Origin of the sequence: Chitinophaga qingshengii (assembly GCF_014529935.1) — a bacterium.
In the GTDB taxonomy this organism is placed as follows: Bacteria; Bacteroidota; Bacteroidia; order Chitinophagales; family Chitinophagaceae; genus Chitinophaga; species Chitinophaga qingshengii.
Map to the genome: position 1 here is coordinate 41,791 of NZ_JACVFC010000002.1, position 18,171 is coordinate 59,961.

Here is an 18,171-nt window from a genome sequence, read left to right on the forward strand (position 1 = left end):
ATATCTCAACAGAAAAATTATGAAGAAGTTTTTATTGTTTTTGTTCGTTTGTTTTTCCCAACATCTTTTTGCACAGGATACACCAGATTTCAGCGACATGCGCAGCTGGTCATTATATGTAAACGGTGATTCCACTGATCGTTATATTTTTTCCGACACCGCCTATATCAGGGTATCTCCCGACACCAAACAAGCGCCGATTGACACGCTGCTGGCGGGTGACAACATCACGGTTACCGCTATTATGCCTAATGGGCTGACCATCCGCGGCATCCGGGGACCATGGTTAAAAATTGCGTATCATAAAAACGGTGAATCCCGGAACGGTTATATCTGGCAGGGACTCGTGAGCTGTGCACCATTGCGCCGGGGTGACCTCAAATTTGTATATGGCATCGAACGCCGCTTCGACTCCGTCGCGGTATCCGGCAACCAAAGAGATACCTTCCCCAAATACCAGGTACGCCTCAAAGTAGTGCAGAACGGCGTATTACTGGCAAAAACCGCCTTCTCCATCTGGAACGATGAAAGCGCCAATTTCAGCTACGGGAAGGTGATGAGCGGTATGGGCCTCACCAATGTGCAACATATTGTAGTGCTGTCATTTTCCGGCGAAGCCTGTGGTATTCCGACCAACGACTATTACTTCGCCTGGACTAAAGATGGTCAGCTGGTTTCATTGCCCAACAAAACCAATGTTGGTGATGCAGGCGCCTTTTATCATTCCGAAGAATTTACTTTTCCCAATGAAAAGAACGGCCAGCCGGATATGATCGTCTGGAACCTGGAAGTATCTGAAGCCACGGATAAACAGGGCAAAAACGGTGAGTACATCATGAAAATAACAGAGAAAAAAAGTACCCGTTACGTGTGGGATGGTGAGAACAAAAAAGTCACACAAATAAAATAATCCATTGTTATATCGGGCAGGATTTTTGCGCGCTGCCCTGTACAAAATTTGGCTATGAGACCAGCACCCGAGCTATATGCACCTTATGCCGCATATGATAAAGCGGCTTATTTCAACAACATACATCCCGTAGAATGGCGCGCCCAGCTGCAGTCTTCTACCGGCGGGCGGCTGTTCCGTATCCGGTACTACGGCGATCTGTATCGTTGGGAGGTAAAGCAGGAACCCAGGCATATAGAACATCATGAAAAACATTACGGTAAACACTTCAATGGACTCATCACCAATTCCGATGATGCACCCGAATTGATTTATGCTGTAGATATTCACAGCGGAGAAGAAATACTCCTTTTTGATGGCGGTCGCCAGGGGCACGACAATTTATTCTGTAATGAATGGACCCCGGCACAGCTCAACAACCGGCCGTTAACACATGATTATACCGACGCCGCAGGAAACAGTGTTTTCGAAATCGTATTACATGCCTTTTTCAACATTGATTACGAGGACGAGCTGGAGACCTTCCAGGATGAAGCCGGCGAAATCCGGTTTATCACCGGCGAAAAAACAGATCTTGCCTACCTGCAACGCAATGGTTTCGATGCTTTCGCCATCGACGCCTATTCAGAGCAGGGGGATTTTATAGCCATCCATAGCGCCGAACTGGCGTAAAACATTAACCTGTAAAACAATTGTCATGTCCGAATCAATCGTTTTTTTCGCTGAAGGCGATAGCCCCGAAATGCTTGATGCCGCCGCCAAAGCACAAGCCACTTTTAAATACTTCTGGCGGGAACTTTCCTGGGAACATCGCCGTATTATTCCCGGACTGAATGTAGCCTGTGTAAAAGTGCCGTTTGCACAACAGTTCCCCGGCGACGATAAACCAACAGTTGAACACATGTGGATCAACGATATCAGCTTCGATGGAGACAACATCTACGGTATCCTGATCAATGATCCGAATAGTCTCACCAATGTGAGCAATGGTGATGAAATCACCGTGCCGCTCAACCAGATCAGCGACTGGCTGTTCGCCATCGATGACCGCGCCTATGGCGGGTTTACCATACAGGCCATGCGTGCCGGCATGACCGAAGAAGAAAGACAGGACCACGATGAAGCCTGGGGACTGGAGTTTGGCGATTATAACCGCATCCTCGTAGTTAACAAGGAAGAAGAAAATCCTGAAAACCTGGTGGAGCATCCCATGAGCAAAAACATGAAGCCCAGTTTCGTAGATTTCCTGCAACAAAATCCCGGTGAACTGAATAGTGCAGACGAAGCCGGTTTCACGTTGTTACACAAGGAATCCATTGCCGGCAATCTCTCTATTGTGGAAGTATTGCTGCAACAGGGCGCCGACACCTCCAAACAAACACAAAGCGGCAAAACCGCACTCGATTTTGCCAAACAGCTGAAATGGGAACACCTGATCCCTGTGCTGGAAGGAAAATAAAAATAATGCTTAACCAGGGTTTAGGGTCGATTTCCAAACCCTGGTTAAATTGACATTCCGCTCCGCACTCCGTATCCTACTCCTCTCCGCTCTTTCACCAAACGTTCAGGCCGCTTATTGAAAAAAAAACTTGTGCAACCGATTATTTGCACATATATTTGCAACCGAACGGTTGCTATAATAAAAACAGATCCATGAGAAGAGACATATTTCAGGCAGTAGCGGATCCTACCCGGCGGGCTATTATGGTATTGATAGCCGCGCAGGCGCTAACGCCTAATGCCATTGCAGCGCATTTTGATACCACCCGGCAGGCAGTATCCAAACACCTGAAAATACTGGCAGAATGTGAACTGATTACCCAGGAACACAAAGGCAGGGAGATATATTATCAACTTGAACTCAGTAAAATGAAAGAGATAGATATATGGCTGGAACAATTCCGCAAAATGTGGGAAGACCGTTTCAGTCAATTAGATAATCTGTTATCAAACTTAAATCAACAAATATGAGTGTTCATTTGCAATTCGATTTCCTGGTTGACAAGACCAACAACACCCTCACTATCCGCCGGGAATTCCGCGCTAAACGGCAACTGGTATGGGACGCCTATACGAAAAGTGAGCTGCTGGACCAATGGTTTGCGCCCAAACCGTTTACCACTAAAACCAAACACATGGACTTCAGGGAAGGTGGTTACTGGCTGTATGCCATGGTAGATCCGGAAGGCAAAGAGTACTGGGGACGTATGGATTACGAAAAAATCCGTCCCGTAGAGAGTTACTCCGGATTGGACGCTTTCTGTGATGAAAACGGCCAGCTGAACACCGGCCTGCCCCGCGCCAACTGGGACGTGACATTTCACGATAAAGGGAATAACGCGGTAGTGGAAACAATAGTAACCTACGCCTCCCTCAGTGATATTGAAACAGTGATTAAAATGGGCATGGAAGAAGGTATGGCCTCTACACTGGAAAAACTGGACGAACTGCTGTCTGCTTTACAATAACTATCAAAGATACTACTATGCAAACATCCAAAATTACGGTGCAGACTGTTGTCGCATCAGCAGCACAAAAAGCATGGGATCACTACACCCAGCCGGAACATATCACCAAATGGAATTTTGCGTCGGACGACTGGCAATGTCCCAGCGCCAGCAACGACATGAGGGTTGGCGGTAAATACAGCGCCCGCATGGAAGCCAAAGATGGCAGCTTTGGATTTGACTTCGAAGCCATCTACGAAGATATCGTTCCCGGCAAAAGTTTCACCTATGTCATGGGAGATGGCAGGGCTGCACAGGTATCCTTCGACGGCCAGGGCCAACAGACAGCCGTTACCGTTACTTTTGACGCGGAAAACGAAAATCCCGTTGAGATGCAAAAAGGTGGCTGGCAGGCTATCCTGAACAATTACAAAAAATATACAGAAGCCCATTAATTCTTACCAGGGACTCGTTTCTCCGTTCCTGTCATTACTAAAGTATTTTCCGGTAGGACCATCGGCACCGAGGGTGGCGAAGCGGACCAACAGCGCCGCCGCGTTTTCCACGGTGCCGGGACCGCTATGATGATTAAAATCCGTCGCCGTATATCCGGGATCGACTGCATTGACCTTAAAGTTTGTTTCGCGCAGTTCATAGGCCAGTGAAAGCGTATAGGCATTCAGCGCTGTTTTAGACGGGCCATAAGCAGCGCCCTTAAAGGAGTAATACACCCACGATGGGTCACTGTGCAATGTCAGCGAAGCGAGGCCGGAAGTTACATTCACGATCCTGGGTTGCGGCGATTTTTGCAGCAGGTCCATAAAGGCCTGCGTTACCTGGATAACACCGAAAAAATTGGTTTCAAAAACATCGCGTATCATCTGCACCGGCACCGTGGCAGGCGCTTGCGGAAAACCACCGCTGATACCGGCATTATTGATCAGTACATCCAGTTGGGTAGTGCTGCGTCCTATCAGTTCCCGCGCCGCCAGGATAGAATGTGTATCCGTAACGTCCAGTTGAACCACGGCAGTGTTGGCATGCCCCAACATAGCAACTGCCTCCTCTCCTTTGGCGATATCACGGCTGCCGATATATACAAAATAACCTGCGTCCAGCAGTTGTTGAGCGGTAGCTAAACCGATACCCTTATTGGCTCCTGTAATGAGTGCTGTTTTCATCATGTGTATGTTTACAGCACAAAATTACCGGTATGCCTTTGGCCGCAACTGCACACATCGCGGGATCAATGGTACATTTTCCGGGAGGCTGTACGAAAGGCCAGCGGCGTCTGTTGATAACCGCGTTTAAAAAAACGGTTGAAGTAGGATGCATCTTCAAATCCCAGTGCAAAGGCAATCTCTTTGATAGAATGGTCGGTATAAAAAAGGAGGCGCCGGGCTTCCAGCAATACACGTGCATGTATATGTTCAATCGCTGATTTACCGCTCTGCGCCTTGATCACATCCCCCAGGTGCCCGGCGGTGATATTCAGCAACCCCGCATACGCCGCCACCTCATGATGCCGTGTATAATTGACTTCCAGCAGGTGCAGAAATTTTTTCAGCAGTACCCTGTCCGGCTGCCGATTGGGCACGGTAAATTGTTCCGTATACAAACGGCTCAGGTAAATCAGTAATACATGCAGATAAGCCTGTAACATGGTGTTATGCCAATCCGGCCGCAACTGATGTTCATGCACCATACGGAGCATGGTATCACGGAGATATTCCGTGTCTTCCCGCGTCAATAACAATTCATGTCCGTTATCCGGATTTTGCAACACGGGCAATTGTTTGAGCTGTTGCTGTAACGCCGTGCTCAGAAAAACGTCTGTAAAACACAGTACAATGCCCTGCATAGGCTCCGCTTCCTCTTTTACATGTACCTGGTGAGGTGCCGTAAAATAAAAAGTATCCGGCTTCAGCGTATAAGGCTGCATGTCCACCCAATGCCGGCTACTGCCTGTTTCCACCAGTACCAGCATATAAAAATCCTTGCGATGCGGCGTCAGGAAAATAGACGGATGCTCCCGGTAGGTACCATCCGCCAGCCGGATATCAAACAAATTATTCCGGCCGCCGGATTGCTCCAACGAATATGTCGGGATAGAAGATGCATGGTTATACATGTTGTAAATATATAACCCGGCTTTCATATTCTGAACAATATACACAAGCCTTACGGCCAGGATGCTTCACCACGGGGCAGAAAAAAACCCTTTATGCAATTGGGGTTCCGGATACAAATCTGAATATGTGTTTTTTCATAAAACCCGGCGCCGTCATATAAAAGCCCTCCTTCTGTAAAAACACCTCTTACAGAATCAAAAGGAGGTCCCTCCATTGCCGCTATCATCTCATGAACATTTTCTACTACACGACAGTCAAGCTCCCGTAAGACCCGGTCATTGGAGCCCGGAACATTTTTATTTTCAGGGAGTTCAGTACCATCTTCCTCACACATACGCTTTAAATTCTGATAAGATAGCCTTACCAGGTCAATGTAATTGTTATCGGACAAATCCAGACAGTTGTGCAGGCTGACAACCGCACCTAATACAGCAGGCGCATCGTACCTTCTTTTACCGGGAGGATGCTGTGCAAAATCTAATGCCCGCTTATAATTACTCTGCCAGAAGTAATAACCGGCGCCTAGCCAGTCATAAGCATTCTCGCTTTTCTTCATCATACACTGATGCGTAACGACTGCATCCCTCACTGCCTGTTCACATCCGTGAAAACATAAAACCAAACCTGGATCGGCTGTATAAAGTAGCCGATGATTGGACATAGTACAATAAATAAAGAAGTGACAATATTATGGCTGCTTTTTGGGAGCGCGCTTTCCTGTCTTTGGGGTAACCTTTTCCTCTTGGGGAGCACGCTTTTTTCTTTTGGGTATTTTCTTGAAGATAATTTTTCCTTCCGGGGTTAAAACAATACCAAGGTTATAGCGGAGTCGTGCGCGAGCTTCTGCAGAAGCTTCCAGCTCCTTTCCCTGCTCAATCAGGGCATTCTTCAGTTTTTCGTAGAATTCACCTGTCATCATACTTCGAAGATACAAAACTTCATTTATTCAGCATTCATCGAAACAAAAAAAATTGAGAAGGAGAAGCATTTATCTCCCCCTTCCCAATACCTGCCTTTGATACGTCAATTCAACGAAACCCTGTACCGCTGCAGCGCTTCCATGAAATAATAATCCGCATACACCAACGGAACATCTATTTCATTATTGTGAGGAATGCTACCCACACTATGCATCAGTACAAAATTCCCATTCGCTCCTTCCTGTGCACGATATGCCGGGCTACCCAGCGAATGCAACGTGGCAATAGCAGCCTGCCGGTATTGTGCTGCCTTACGTGCGCCCACATAACCGCTTAACTCAAACAAGGCTGATGCCACGATGGCAGCGGCAGAAGCATCGCGGTGCTTTGTTTTGACGTTCAGTGCATTGGAACGGATACCGGGCATATACCCTTTTTCTACTGCATTAAAATCCCAGTACGGTACTTTGTCTTTCGGAAGGTTTTTATTGTTCAGGTACCAGTCAGCCATACCTACGGCGGTTTTCAGGAAGCGCGGATCTTTTGTCTCACGGTAAATCATCGTAAAACCATAGATACCCCAGGCCTGACCACGGGACCAGGTGGAATTATCGGCATATCCCTGCGCAGTTTCCCTCGCCAGTACTTTACCATCGGTAGTATCATAACACACTACATGATAGGAACTGTAATCCGGCCGTATCTGTTTATGCATGGCGGTTTCAGCGTGACTGACCGCAATATGCCTGAAACTGGTATCCCCGGTTTCTTTGGAGGCAAAGAACAACAACTCCAGGTTCATCAGGTTGTCAATGATCACCGGGTAACGGTATTGCTGCTCTCCATGCCAGGATTTAAAAACATTCCACGACTTAATACTCCTGGTAACCGGGTTATAGCGCGTACTCAGCGAACGGGCGCCCTGAATGAGGATATCCCGGTAGGCTTTATTGCCGGTGAGCCGGTAAGCGTTGCCATAGCTGCAATACAGCATAAACCCAAGATCGTGATGCTGGGTAAAATGTTGCAATGGCGCCAGTTTTTCGGTCCACCGGATAGCCTGCTGCTCCCATGCCGGATCTTTTGTTTGTTCATAGGCCAACCAAAGCGAGCCCGGAAAAAAACCCGGTGTCCAGTCATACATCGACGTGGTGGTCATCTTGCCCGCTTTGTCGGTAGTGCGGGGAAATGCCAGGCTATCGCGCGATTCCGTTTCTTTCAGCATATGTTTCAGTTGCCGCTGCGCAAAGCCGGTGTTGCTGCTGATAAAATCCTTTTCTCCAAAGGTACCGTAGGCCGTCAATCCGGCGGCGACTACGAGGCAAAGCAATGGTTTCATCATCTTTATGGTATCACTTTAATGGTAAATTCACGGATGGTAGTTTTCTCTTCATCCAGCGTATGGTTATAGGCTACAAAAGTGGCCCGGTATACACCCGGTGTCGGGTATGCATATACGTATTCCTGTTTATCAGGCTCATTGATGCTTTTTACGCCTGCGCTTACGTCAGGGGCTATACGTCCGACGTATAATGGTTTGGTGATGATCCAGCTGGTATTGGATGCGGCGGTTTCATTGCCACCGGTAATTTTCAGATCAGAGGCAGACGGCGTCCAGCGGCCGTTAGCCGGGTTCCAGACATTACCGAAACGGGTCCAGTAGGCTACATCGTTCGATAAGGAGGTCAACACGACACTCCTGTCAGCCAACACATTATTAACGGTAAAATCGGTGATGGTCCAGGTACGTTGGGTGGTACCCGTTACCCCGGTGTATTTAAGTGCGATAAAAAGCGAATCATTGGCATTGCTCACCAGGTCAGTCAGGTCCGCACCGCCAAAAGCTACTACGGTACTGCTGGTGGCCAGTTTACCGCGACTGCTGATATCTTTCCACGCAGCATTCACCATGGAAGCAGAATCTGTTCCGGGTATTTTGTTGGTAGCCAATACCTGCAGGGTATTGGTTTGTGCGCCGAACTCTGATTTGGAAGAGAAACTCAACATGATTTTGCCGAGCTTATAAGTGATAACGCGACTATCATACCGCTTGCCGGCTTCTCCGGAATAGAACGCGATATTGCCCACGGTACCACGAAATAAAAAGCGGGTACTATCGCCTAAACGATACACAAAAGTATCTGCCACCTGGCGGGAAGGGTCCAGGGAGACGTTGAAATCCGGCGCATCGACCTGCAGCTTTTTGGAACAGGCGGCGGCACAAAAGGATAACAGTATGAGAAGTGTTTTTTTCATGAGTGATGTTTTTTTGAATTACCAGCCTTCGTTCTGTGTCAGTAAACGGTTAAGATTCAGTTCATAGGTGGGCTTGGGCAACAACACATGCCGCTGCATCACATTACGCACTCCTTGTAAACCGTTGGGGTTACCGGTGGCCGTTACACCCGCACCGTTGTTGGTGGCCCATGCAGCGAATTCCTGCATGTCTGTCACAAAATGTCCCCAGCGTATCAGGTCCGCTTTCCGCAACGCCTCAAAACACAGTTCACGCATCCGCTCGTCGCGGATGGCCAGTTGAAAGGCTTCCTTGCTAAGACCGGGTGTAAGATCCGATTCATTGCCGATGGTGATGGTAGCAGTGGCAGTGGCGGCCTGACCGGCATAGGTAAACACGGCGCCGGTAACGGCAGCACTGGAAGCGCCGCTGGTATGCGTAGGCGCGGTATTGGTGGAAGTACCGGCGGTCGTTACGGTATACAGGTTACCGCCATTGGTAATTTGTGTTCCGGCATTATAACTTACGCCCGGTGTCCAGAAAGTACCGATCACCACTACCGGCGGGGCACTATAGTAAGAACCGGCCGTCAAAGCGCCCGGGCTGTTCAGGTAAATACCGGTTACTTTTCCGCCTGCAACAATAGCCGAAGCGGTAGCCCCATTACCACCGCCGCCGGTGATGGTCACCGCCGGGGCTACGGTATAACCTGCGCCCTGGTTTACCACCGTCACAGATTTCACCACGTTGCCGTTCTGTATACCATAACCTCTTTTACGTACCTGGTTGATATACGTATAGGCGTTACCGGGACCGTTCACATAGTTCTCCGCTTCTGCACGCATCAGTAATACGTCTGCATAACGGATCACAGGCCAGTTGATGTTGTAGGTACCGGCTGTACCGTTTGTATTACGGATAGATTGCGGTACGTATTCCCTCCTGAACTTACCGGCACACATCTGCCATATATTAGGCCGCGCAGCCTTTACACGGGGATTGGTACCGTTGTAGACATAATTGGCACAGTTCCAGTCCCGGCGAATATCCAGGGAGGCCTTGTTCGGTGTGGCGGTGCTGTTGGCGTCTACTTCATAGGCGTCGAACAGTTTTTTGGTGACCCATACCCAGCCAGCAGCGTTGTATGAACTGGTATCTGTTGCCGAAATAGCCGACTGGATACCCACGAAATTGCCGATATCATTACCGGATTTGTTCACCACACCGGCGGCAGCGCCCAGTGAACCTATCTCCCAGATATTCTCCTTCACATCGTATTTGTCTTGCGCCAGGTTGATAAATATTTGGCGGTAATCGGGGTTCAATGCATGAAGGCCGGAGTTGATGACTTTATCCGTATAGGTAATGACATCCTGGTATTTGGCAGTATTGTTCTGCGGGTAACCGGCCCAGTAAAGATATACCCGCGCCAGCATGGACTGCACGGCAGTCAGCGTTACCACATCATTGAATTTGGATTGTACCACGGTATAATCTTTCAGCAGCACTTCGGCTTCCTTCATATCTTTTTCTACCTGTGCATACACTTCCGCCTGTTTCGATGCAGCCATATTCACCTCACTGATCGCGAGCGGACGCAGCACCAGCGGCACATCTCCATAATTACTGGTCAAAATAAAATATAAAAAACCTCTCAGAAACAATGCCTGCCCTTTGATAATGTTGCGCTTTCCTTCATCCATCTTAGGTTTATCGATATTCAACAATAATACGTTGAGGTTATTGATACCTACGTAGGCAAACTTCCAGATATAACCTGCGTATACCAGGGAGGCATCATAATTGTAACGAAGCCCCCGGGCATCGCCATCAGCGGTGCGGTTGGACATCACTTCATCGGTGGTGGATACAAAGTTGAAACCCATCACCTGTGCATATAATTCCGGGCGCATCAAATCGCCGTATACGCCGGTCAGCGCCTGTTGCAGCTGTGTTTCTGTTCCATAATAATTGTCGGGTGTATAAAAATCCGTCGGTTTGGTATCGAGGAATTTTTTGCAGGAAGTAAGTCCTGCTATTGCTATACATGCCAATATGCAAATACGTTTCATGTTCATCATTTTAGAAGGTGACGTTTAAACCGGTTACGTAAGACAGGGAATGCGGATACACGGCATAATCGAAGCCAGGGCTCAGGTTACTTTGTCTGCCGCTTACCTCTGGGTCCATACCGCTATACTTTGTCCATGTATAGATATTTTGTGCGGAAGCATAAATACGCAGCTTGCTGATTTTAGCACGTTTCAACCAGGTATTGGGTACGTTGTATCCCAGGGATACGGTACGCAGCTTCAGGTAAGAACCATCTTCCACTACCCGGGAAGAGTAGGCCGCATTGCCCATGCCACCGGCACGGAACAGGGTATTGCTCGGGTTGGTGGGTGTCCAGCGGTTTGCATAGGTAGCAAACTGGTTCAGATTGGGATTGTTCACAATCCCCCCTTCAAACACATAACGGTTGGCGTTGATGATGTCGTTGCCGTAAGACCATTGCAACAGTATATTGAGATCGAAGTTGCGATAACGGAAATCGTTGCTGAAACCGCCGGTATGTTTAGGTAAACCGCTACCGATGATGGTATAGTCCTGGTTATTCACCTGCATATCGCCATTCAGGTCTTTGTATTTGATGTCACCCGGCTGTATGGCATTACGCGCGGAGCCATTGGTAGGCACGTCCGGTTTCAGAAGATAGGTACCGTTGGGCATCAGGTCGAAATCGGAATACTGGTATACGCCATCGAATACAAGACCATACATTTCACCCAGCGGCCGGCCAATCACAGAAATGTAAGGGAACAATCCGGAATAGGTGGTATTGAAAAAAGTACCGGAGCCATAGAGAATAGACTGCTGCCCTTCTGCCAGGGATAATATTTTGTTTTGATTAAAGCTGATGTTGAAGTTACTGTTCCAGGTAAAGTCTTTTTTATCTACTACAGTGCCAGCCAGTGTGATCTCCAAACCTTTGTTCTGCAGCTTGCCCACATTTTTAAAACCGGTAGCGGATTCAATACCATGTGAATAAGGCAAGGCTGCCTGCAACAACAGGTCTTTGGTGGTACGCTGATAAACATCCAGCGTCAGGGACAGCCTGTTTTTCAGGAAAGCCAGGTCCAGACCAATATTGGTTTGTTCATTGGTTTCCCAGCGCAGATTGGGGTTACCGGAGGAAATCATCACCGCGCCGATATTCAGCGGTGCATTGCCTGCGGAATACCAATATGCCATATTGGTGAGTTGCAGCTGCGGCAGATAAGCAAAATCATCTACCCGGTTGTTACCGGAAGCGCCGTAACCCACCCTGATCTTGGCATCGGAAATAAAGCGGATATTCTTCATAAACTCTTCGCTGCTAAAGCGCCATGCGCCTGACACCGCCGGGAAATAGCCCCACTTGTTGCTGACGGCGAACTTGGAAGAACCGTCGGCACGAAGAGAAGCCGCAAAGAGGTATTGGGATTTATAATCGTAGTTCACCCGCAAGGCCCCGGAGGCCATGGTCCACCGGGAGCTGAGAGACACCAGGGACGTATTGGCTGGTGCCGCCAGGTCCAGTGCGTCCATACCGAGATCTTCGTTGGGTACCTGGTTGGCGGAAAATCTGCGCTGCGCATTTTTGTATCCCTGCGCTTCCACAACACCCAATACCGTCAGGTTGTGCACATCGTTCCAGCGTTTGCGGTAAGTGAGTCCGCCCTCGGCGCGCCACAGGGAAGTAGGCCGGAAGTCCACACTGCCATTGACACCGTTGGAGTTCCACTTACTGCCTGACTGAGTCTGGGAGTTATTGAAGACATTCATTTCTGTATTCACGGTATTGATACCACCGGCCACCCGCATGGTCAACTCTTTGGTGATAGCATATTCCGCATAGGCATTAGCGATAAGGTTGTTCACCTTATTCATGGTATACTGGTTCTGGATATTCTGTAACGGGTTTACCCGATAATCCTGGTTGTTGGCTATTTCATTGCCCGGATCATAAAAGTCGTCGATCAGGTTAGCAGCACTATCCCTGCCGGCGATACTGTTCGTAGGCCGGAAACCCCACACAGAATACAACGTGGTAGCCGACGCATAAAAATTGGTAGCCGATACGGGAATACCATAACTCTCATTATAGGCGTAGTTGGCGTTGATACCCACTTTCAACTTGCTGCTCACTACCTGGTCCAGCGAGAAACGACCCTGGTAACGTTTGAAACCGCCGTTGATGATAATACCTTTCTGGTTGTTGAAGTTACCGGACACGGAGTAACGGGTTTTATCATTACCCCCTCTCACCGCGATGTCGTGGTTCTGGTTCTGTCCTACGCGATAGATATAATCCTGCATGTCTATCGCGGGTTTATTACGGTAGTCGTCCAGTTTCACGCCACCAGCGAGATAGATGGAATCATACATCGATCTGTTGACATCGCCCACATACCGTACAAACTCATAGGAATCCAACAGCGGGATCTTTTTCGGGATCTGCTGCCAGCCCATATAACCGTTGTAGGTTACCTGCGGCGGACCTGTCTTTCCCTTTTTAGTGGTAATGAGGATAACACCGTTGGAACCACGGGCGCCATAGATAGCGGTGGCAGATGCGTCTTTTAATACGTCGATGGATTCAATATCACCGGGGCTGATCGCATTGGCATTGGAGCTCTCTGTCGGGAAACCGTCGATCACATACAGCGGGGAGTTGTTCTGCGTAATGGAACCGGCGCCACGGATCACGATATTGGCGATGGAACCTGGCTGACCGTCATTACTGGCGACAGCCACACCGGCTACGCGGCCGGCCAGCGCTTCGTCAAATGACTTGACCGGCGCCTTTTCAAATTCCTTCATGTTCACACTACCTACTGAACCTGTCAGGTCTTTACGCTGCTGGGTGGCATATCCCACCACGACAACGTCGTTGAGTGTGCCTACCTGGTCTTTCATACGCACCGTATAGTCAGCCCGGTTGTCTACCAACTGCTCGGTTTTCTCATATCCGATAAAAGTAAATACGAGGGTAGCGCCCGGAGCGGCGGTAATGGCAAAACGACCGGCATCGTTGGTAGTGGCGCCCGTCTTTTCATTTTTTACCAGGACGGTCACTCCTATCAGCGGATTACCATCCTTGTCTTTTACAATACCGGTGATCGCTTTCTTTTGCTGGGCAAAAAGAGAAAGTGGCAGTATCATCACCCACAAAATCCCCATTAAAAAATAACTGAAGGCGAAGCGGGACCTCCTTCCCTTCCAGGATGATTGGCATCTCATATTCATAAGAGTGGAATTGAACAGTATTTCTGGTTGATACACAAATATGTTGGAACGCGGTCAAACTGCAGGGAGACAATCGTAAATGAATGGGGTGATTTTTATAAACACCCTCCCAACCTACTGATTATCAAAAGACTAAAAGAGCGCTTTCTCCGAAAAAAATCTCTCTGGGGGTAAATACAATGCTTATATTAGCGCATGATCCTGCGGTGCTTTCTGCTCTTATGCCTGTTGATACCTGCTGCTTTTATACCTGGCAGCGGACAAGACATCACATTTTCACACCTCACCGTGGAAGACGGATTATCCCACAACGCAGGGTTATCCATTGTACAGGATGAACAGGGTTTTGTTTGGGTAGGTACGCATTATGGCCTCAACCGGTACGATGGTTACCGCTTTAAAATATACCGCCACCATGCGGAAGACAGCACGTCCCTGCCGGATAACCAGATCATGACCCTGTACCGGGACAAAAGCAATACGCTCTGGATAGGCACCACCGGCGGCCTTGCCCGATACGATCCGGTACATGACAGGTTTAATTATGAACAACTGGAACCGGCACCCAATCGTACCAATATCAATTGTATTTATGAAGATAGCAAAGGCCGTCACTGGGTAGGCGCCAACAACGGGCTTTTTGTCCGGGAGGGTAAAAAATGGCAGCTGATCACACCGGGAAAGATCGCCGGTTATGTGGTGAAATGTGTCTATGAAGATAAACAAGGCAATATCTGGATCGGTACCAATAAAGGCCTCACCAAAATGACAGGCGACCGGTTTGAAACCTTCCGCCATGAAGACGGACAGCCTTCCGGTCTCACAATGAACTTCATCACCGCCCTGAACGAAGACCGTTTCGGCCGCTTATGGATCGCCACCCAAACGGGAGGTATTAATATATATGATCCTGCTGCGGGCCGTTTTTCCCTGCTCGCTCAACCAGCTATCATCAATAATATTGTCAGACGTATTGTGCGCGACAAAGCCGGTAACATGTGGGTAGGTACCCAGGAAGGCCTTAGTATTGTGGACCCTGTCAACCTGAGCAGCCGGCACTACCAGCAGGAACCACACAATAATAATAGTCTCAGCCAGAATTCTATCCATAGTATTTATGAAGATAATTCCGGTACCATGTGGATCGGGACTTACTTCGGCGGCGTCAATATCGTACATCCGGATGGCAGTTCTTTTAAAGCATGGGCGCAACATCCGCCCCTGGATGGTATCAGTAATAATGTGATCAGCAGTATCCACGAAGACAGCCGGCATAACTACTGGATAGGTACTGAGGGCGGTGGCCTGAATTATTATGATCGTAACACCGCCCGCTTTACCTATTATAAACATGATGTCAATAACCCCGCCAGCCTCGGTTCCAACCTGGTGAAGGTGGTGTATGAAGACAAGGACCATAACATCTGGACCGGCACCCACGGCGGTGGCCTCAACCTGCTGGAAAACGGCGGTTTCCGGCGGTTCTTCTACAATCCCAAAGATCCGGCTACCTTTTCCGGTGAGGTGACATCCATCCTGGAAGACAGTCAAAACCGCTTCTGGGTGGGTACCAATGTGCAACTATACCTGATGCACCGCAAAGGCCGGGAACTGGAGCAGCAGGCAGATACCGCACTGATGGGCATCGCCAAAAGGCAATCTGTTCGCTACATCCTCGAAGACAGCCGCCGTCGTATACTGGTAGGCACTATCAACGGACTGTATGTGCTCACCGGCGATTCGGTGCAAGTCCTGCAACGGGGATATATCAACGCCATACAGGAAGACTCAAAACACAATATCTGGGTGAGCCTGTATTTCGGCGGGCTTGTTAAATATGATACCCGCCTGCAACTGCAAAAACATTACCGGGAGAAGGACGGGTTGCCCAATGACAATGTGCTGGGATTACTGGAAGATGACCAGCATTACCTGTGGATCAGTACCCACAACGGACTAACCCGGCTGGATCCGGCCCGGGATAAGTTTCAGACCTATACCGTCAGCGATGGCCTCGCGGGTAATGTGTTCAACTACAACTCTTTCCTGCGCGACAGCCGCGGCGAATTCCTCTTCGGCGGCTATAATGGTATTACCAGTTTTTTCCCGGAACGTATCATCACCAATACCCATGCTGCTCCTATCCGGTTTACCGGTCTTCGTTTATTCAACAATCCGGTGGGCATCAGCGGGCAAGATCAACTGCTGGCAAAAGACATCAGTTATACAAAAACTTTGCATTTCCAGCACAACCAGGATGTATTCACCCTGGAATTTGCGCTGCTCAACTATATTAAAAGCAACAAAAACCGGTATGCCTACCGGCTGGAAGGCGGCGACGGCAGCTGGATAGAGACTACCACCCCAGCGGTGACCTACACGAATCTTTCATCCGGTCATTATACTTTTTGGGTAAAGGGCGCCAACAACGACGGCATCTGGAGTGAACCGGCCAAAATGGAGATCACCATCCTGCCGCCTTTTTGGCGCACCTGGTGGGCGTATGCCATCTATGGCGGATGTGTCATTTTGCTCGTCTTCTTCGTCACCCGGTTCTTTTTCCTGTGGGCATTGCTGCATAAAGAAGAAGAGTTGCACCAGGTGAAACTGAATTTCTTCACCCATGTGTCCCATGAAATCCGGACCCATCTGACCCTGCTGTTAGTGCCTGTGGAGAAGATGATGGATAATTTGAAGAAAGATGACCCGCTACAGGCCACCCTGTCGCAATTAAGGAACAACGCCGACCGGCTACTGAAACTGGTGAACGAGCTAATGGATTTCCGGAAAGCGGAAACCAATCATCTTACACTGCATGTGCACGAACAGGACCTGATCCCTTTCCTGGAGCGGATCTACAGCAGCTTCCGGGAACTCTCGCTGGACCGGAATATCCGTATCTCTTTCAGTCATGATGTAGAACAGGTGGAACTTTACTTTGACCGTGAACAGCTGGAAAAAGTATTTTTCAACCTGCTCACCAATGCATTCAAATTCACGCCGGATGGTGGTCATATACAATTGCATGTATCACCCGTACGGCAAAACATAGTAATCACCGTTACTGATAACGGCCGGGGTATCGCGCCCGAATACCTCGACAAACTATTCAACAATTTCTTCCAGGTGCAGGACCATGGCCTGCAGAATACCGGGTACGGTATCGGGCTGGCTTTGTCCAAAAATATTGTGGAGCAACACAAAGGTACCCTCACTGTAGAAAGCGAACCTTCCACGGCAGATAAAGAAGGGCGTACTTGCTTCACCGTTAGTCTGCCTACAGGTGCCCGGCACTTTGAAGGCACCCCGCACACGGTAGGCGGTGAACCAGCCCGGTCCGGCAACTCCCTGAAAATGCCGCTGGTAAACGAAGAACCGGACATTGTTATCTCTGATAAGCCACAACCTTTCACCATACTCATCGTAGAAGACAATCCCGAACTGCGGGCCCTGATCCGGGAAACCTTCCAGGGTCACTACAAAGTGCTGGAATGCGAAAACGGGGCGGCGGGTTTGACCGTCGCCACCACCCAGATCCCGGATATCATTGTCAGTGATGTAATGATGCCGGAAATGGACGGGCTGCAGTTCTGCCAGGCCCTTAAAACCGATGAACGCACCAGCCATATCCCGGTGGTGTTACTCACCGCCAAAAGTTCCCAGGCTGATCATGTCAGCGGACTGGAAACCGGCGCCGATCTTTACCTTACCAAACCATTCAGCACCCGGGTACTGGCGCTGAACGTCCGTAACCTGATTCTTTCCCGGGAGAAAATGCGGGAACGCTACAGCCGCCAGCTGCAAACCGAAACTGTTGTCCCCGACCCGCTACCCAACAGCCTGGACAATGCTTTCCTGGAAAAAGTGATTGCCCTGGTGGAAGAACACATGGATGATCCTGCATTCGGAGTAGAGATGCTGGCCCGGAAAGTAGCCATGAGTCAACCGGTGTTATATAAAAAGTTGAAAGCTGTCACCGATATGTCGGTGAATGACTTTGTAAAATCATTACGGCTCAAAAAAGCGGCGGCACTGATCCGTACCCGTCAGCATACGGTATACCAGGTAGCCTATATGGTGGGATACAACGACCGGAAGTATTTCAGCCGGGAATTCAAAAAACAGTTCGGGAAAACGCCCACGGAGTTCGCAGAAACGCCGGATTTGTGAAAATTCACCCTATTCACTTGGAAAAATCACCCCGCCGGCACAACGGGGATGCTTAGATTTGTTACAA

15 protein-coding genes are annotated in these 18,171 nt (G+C 49.0%); 7 read left to right on the forward strand and 8 right to left on the reverse strand.

The features are described from left to right. Window positions 1–19 precede the first annotated feature (19 nt). The 6 genes from ICL07_RS15530 (at window position 20) to ICL07_RS15555 (ending at window position 3,812) form a co-directional block, all read left to right on the forward strand. Window positions 20–910 (forward strand): SH3 domain-containing protein, encoded by an 891-nt coding sequence (locus ICL07_RS15530; RefSeq protein WP_188088948.1) that lies wholly within the window; start codon window positions 20–22, stop codon window positions 908–910. Between the two features lie 54 nt (window positions 911–964). Then, on the forward strand, window positions 965–1,582 hold the full coding sequence (locus tag ICL07_RS15535; protein WP_188088949.1) for a hypothetical protein: 618 nt from the start codon (window positions 965–967) through the stop codon (window positions 1,580–1,582). Window positions 1,583–1,607: 25 nt separating this feature from the next. Then, window positions 1,608–2,369 carry a DUF2314 domain-containing protein gene (locus ICL07_RS15540; protein WP_188088950.1) on the forward strand — a complete coding sequence of 254 codons (762 nt, stop codon included), beginning with the start codon at window positions 1,608–1,610 and terminating at the stop codon, window positions 2,367–2,369. A 194-nt stretch (window positions 2,370–2,563) separates the two neighbouring features. Then, window positions 2,564–2,881: an ArsR/SmtB family transcription factor gene (locus ICL07_RS15545; RefSeq protein ID WP_188088951.1), complete on the forward strand. Its 318-nt coding sequence runs from the start codon at window positions 2,564–2,566 to the stop codon at window positions 2,879–2,881. Further along, a complete protein-coding gene (locus tag ICL07_RS15550; RefSeq protein WP_188088952.1) occupies window positions 2,878–3,378 on the forward strand; it encodes an SRPBCC family protein in 501 nt (166 codons plus the stop codon). Before ICL07_RS15545 ends, ICL07_RS15550 begins: the two co-directional genes overlap by 4 nt. Before the next feature lie 17 nt (window positions 3,379–3,395). Next, window positions 3,396–3,812, forward strand: a complete 417-nt coding sequence (locus tag ICL07_RS15555; protein WP_188088953.1) for an SRPBCC family protein — start codon at window positions 3,396–3,398, stop codon at window positions 3,810–3,812. A 3-nt stretch (window positions 3,813–3,815) separates the two neighbouring features. Here ICL07_RS15555 and ICL07_RS15560 read toward each other — a convergent pair whose 3' ends face one another. From ICL07_RS15560 to ICL07_RS15595, 8 genes are all read right to left on the reverse strand, one after another. After that, window positions 3,816–4,541, reverse strand: coding sequence for an SDR family oxidoreductase (locus tag ICL07_RS15560; protein ID WP_246485073.1), 726 nt, complete (start codon window positions 4,539–4,541; stop codon window positions 3,816–3,818). Window positions 4,542–4,603: 62 nt separating this feature from the next. Continuing rightward, window positions 4,604–5,488 carry an AraC family transcriptional regulator gene (locus tag ICL07_RS15565; protein WP_188088954.1) on the reverse strand — a complete coding sequence of 295 codons (885 nt, stop codon included), beginning with the start codon at window positions 5,486–5,488 and terminating at the stop codon, window positions 4,604–4,606. 50 nt (window positions 5,489–5,538) lie between these two features. Continuing rightward, on the reverse strand, window positions 5,539–6,048 hold the full coding sequence (locus tag ICL07_RS15570; RefSeq protein WP_188088955.1) for a hypothetical protein: 510 nt from the start codon (window positions 6,046–6,048) through the stop codon (window positions 5,539–5,541). A gap of 129 nt (window positions 6,049–6,177) precedes the next feature. Beyond that, on the reverse strand, window positions 6,178–6,408 hold the full coding sequence (locus tag ICL07_RS15575) for a hypothetical protein (protein WP_188088956.1): 231 nt from the start codon (window positions 6,406–6,408) through the stop codon (window positions 6,178–6,180). 104 nt (window positions 6,409–6,512) lie between these two features. Further along, window positions 6,513–7,751, reverse strand: a complete 1,239-nt coding sequence (locus ICL07_RS15580) for a glycoside hydrolase family 88 protein (protein WP_188088957.1) — start codon at window positions 7,749–7,751, stop codon at window positions 6,513–6,515. Window positions 7,752–7,753: 2 nt separating this feature from the next. Then, window positions 7,754–8,665, reverse strand: coding sequence for a DUF5017 domain-containing protein (locus ICL07_RS15585; RefSeq protein ID WP_188088958.1), 912 nt, complete (start codon window positions 8,663–8,665; stop codon window positions 7,754–7,756). Window positions 8,666–8,683: 18 nt separating this feature from the next. Continuing rightward, entirely contained in the window at window positions 8,684–10,717 is a 2,034-nt protein-coding gene (locus tag ICL07_RS15590) for a RagB/SusD family nutrient uptake outer membrane protein (RefSeq protein WP_188088959.1), read from the reverse strand. Between the two features lie 10 nt (window positions 10,718–10,727). Further along, window positions 10,728–13,934 (reverse strand): SusC/RagA family TonB-linked outer membrane protein, encoded by a 3,207-nt coding sequence (locus ICL07_RS15595; protein WP_223151944.1) that lies wholly within the window; start codon window positions 13,932–13,934, stop codon window positions 10,728–10,730. A 195-nt stretch (window positions 13,935–14,129) separates the two neighbouring features. Here ICL07_RS15595 and ICL07_RS15600 point away from each other — a divergent pair, with 195 nt between their 5' ends. After that, window positions 14,130–18,104 (forward strand): hybrid sensor histidine kinase/response regulator transcription factor, encoded by a 3,975-nt coding sequence (locus ICL07_RS15600; protein WP_188088960.1) that lies wholly within the window; start codon window positions 14,130–14,132, stop codon window positions 18,102–18,104. Window positions 18,105–18,171 lie beyond the last annotated feature (67 nt).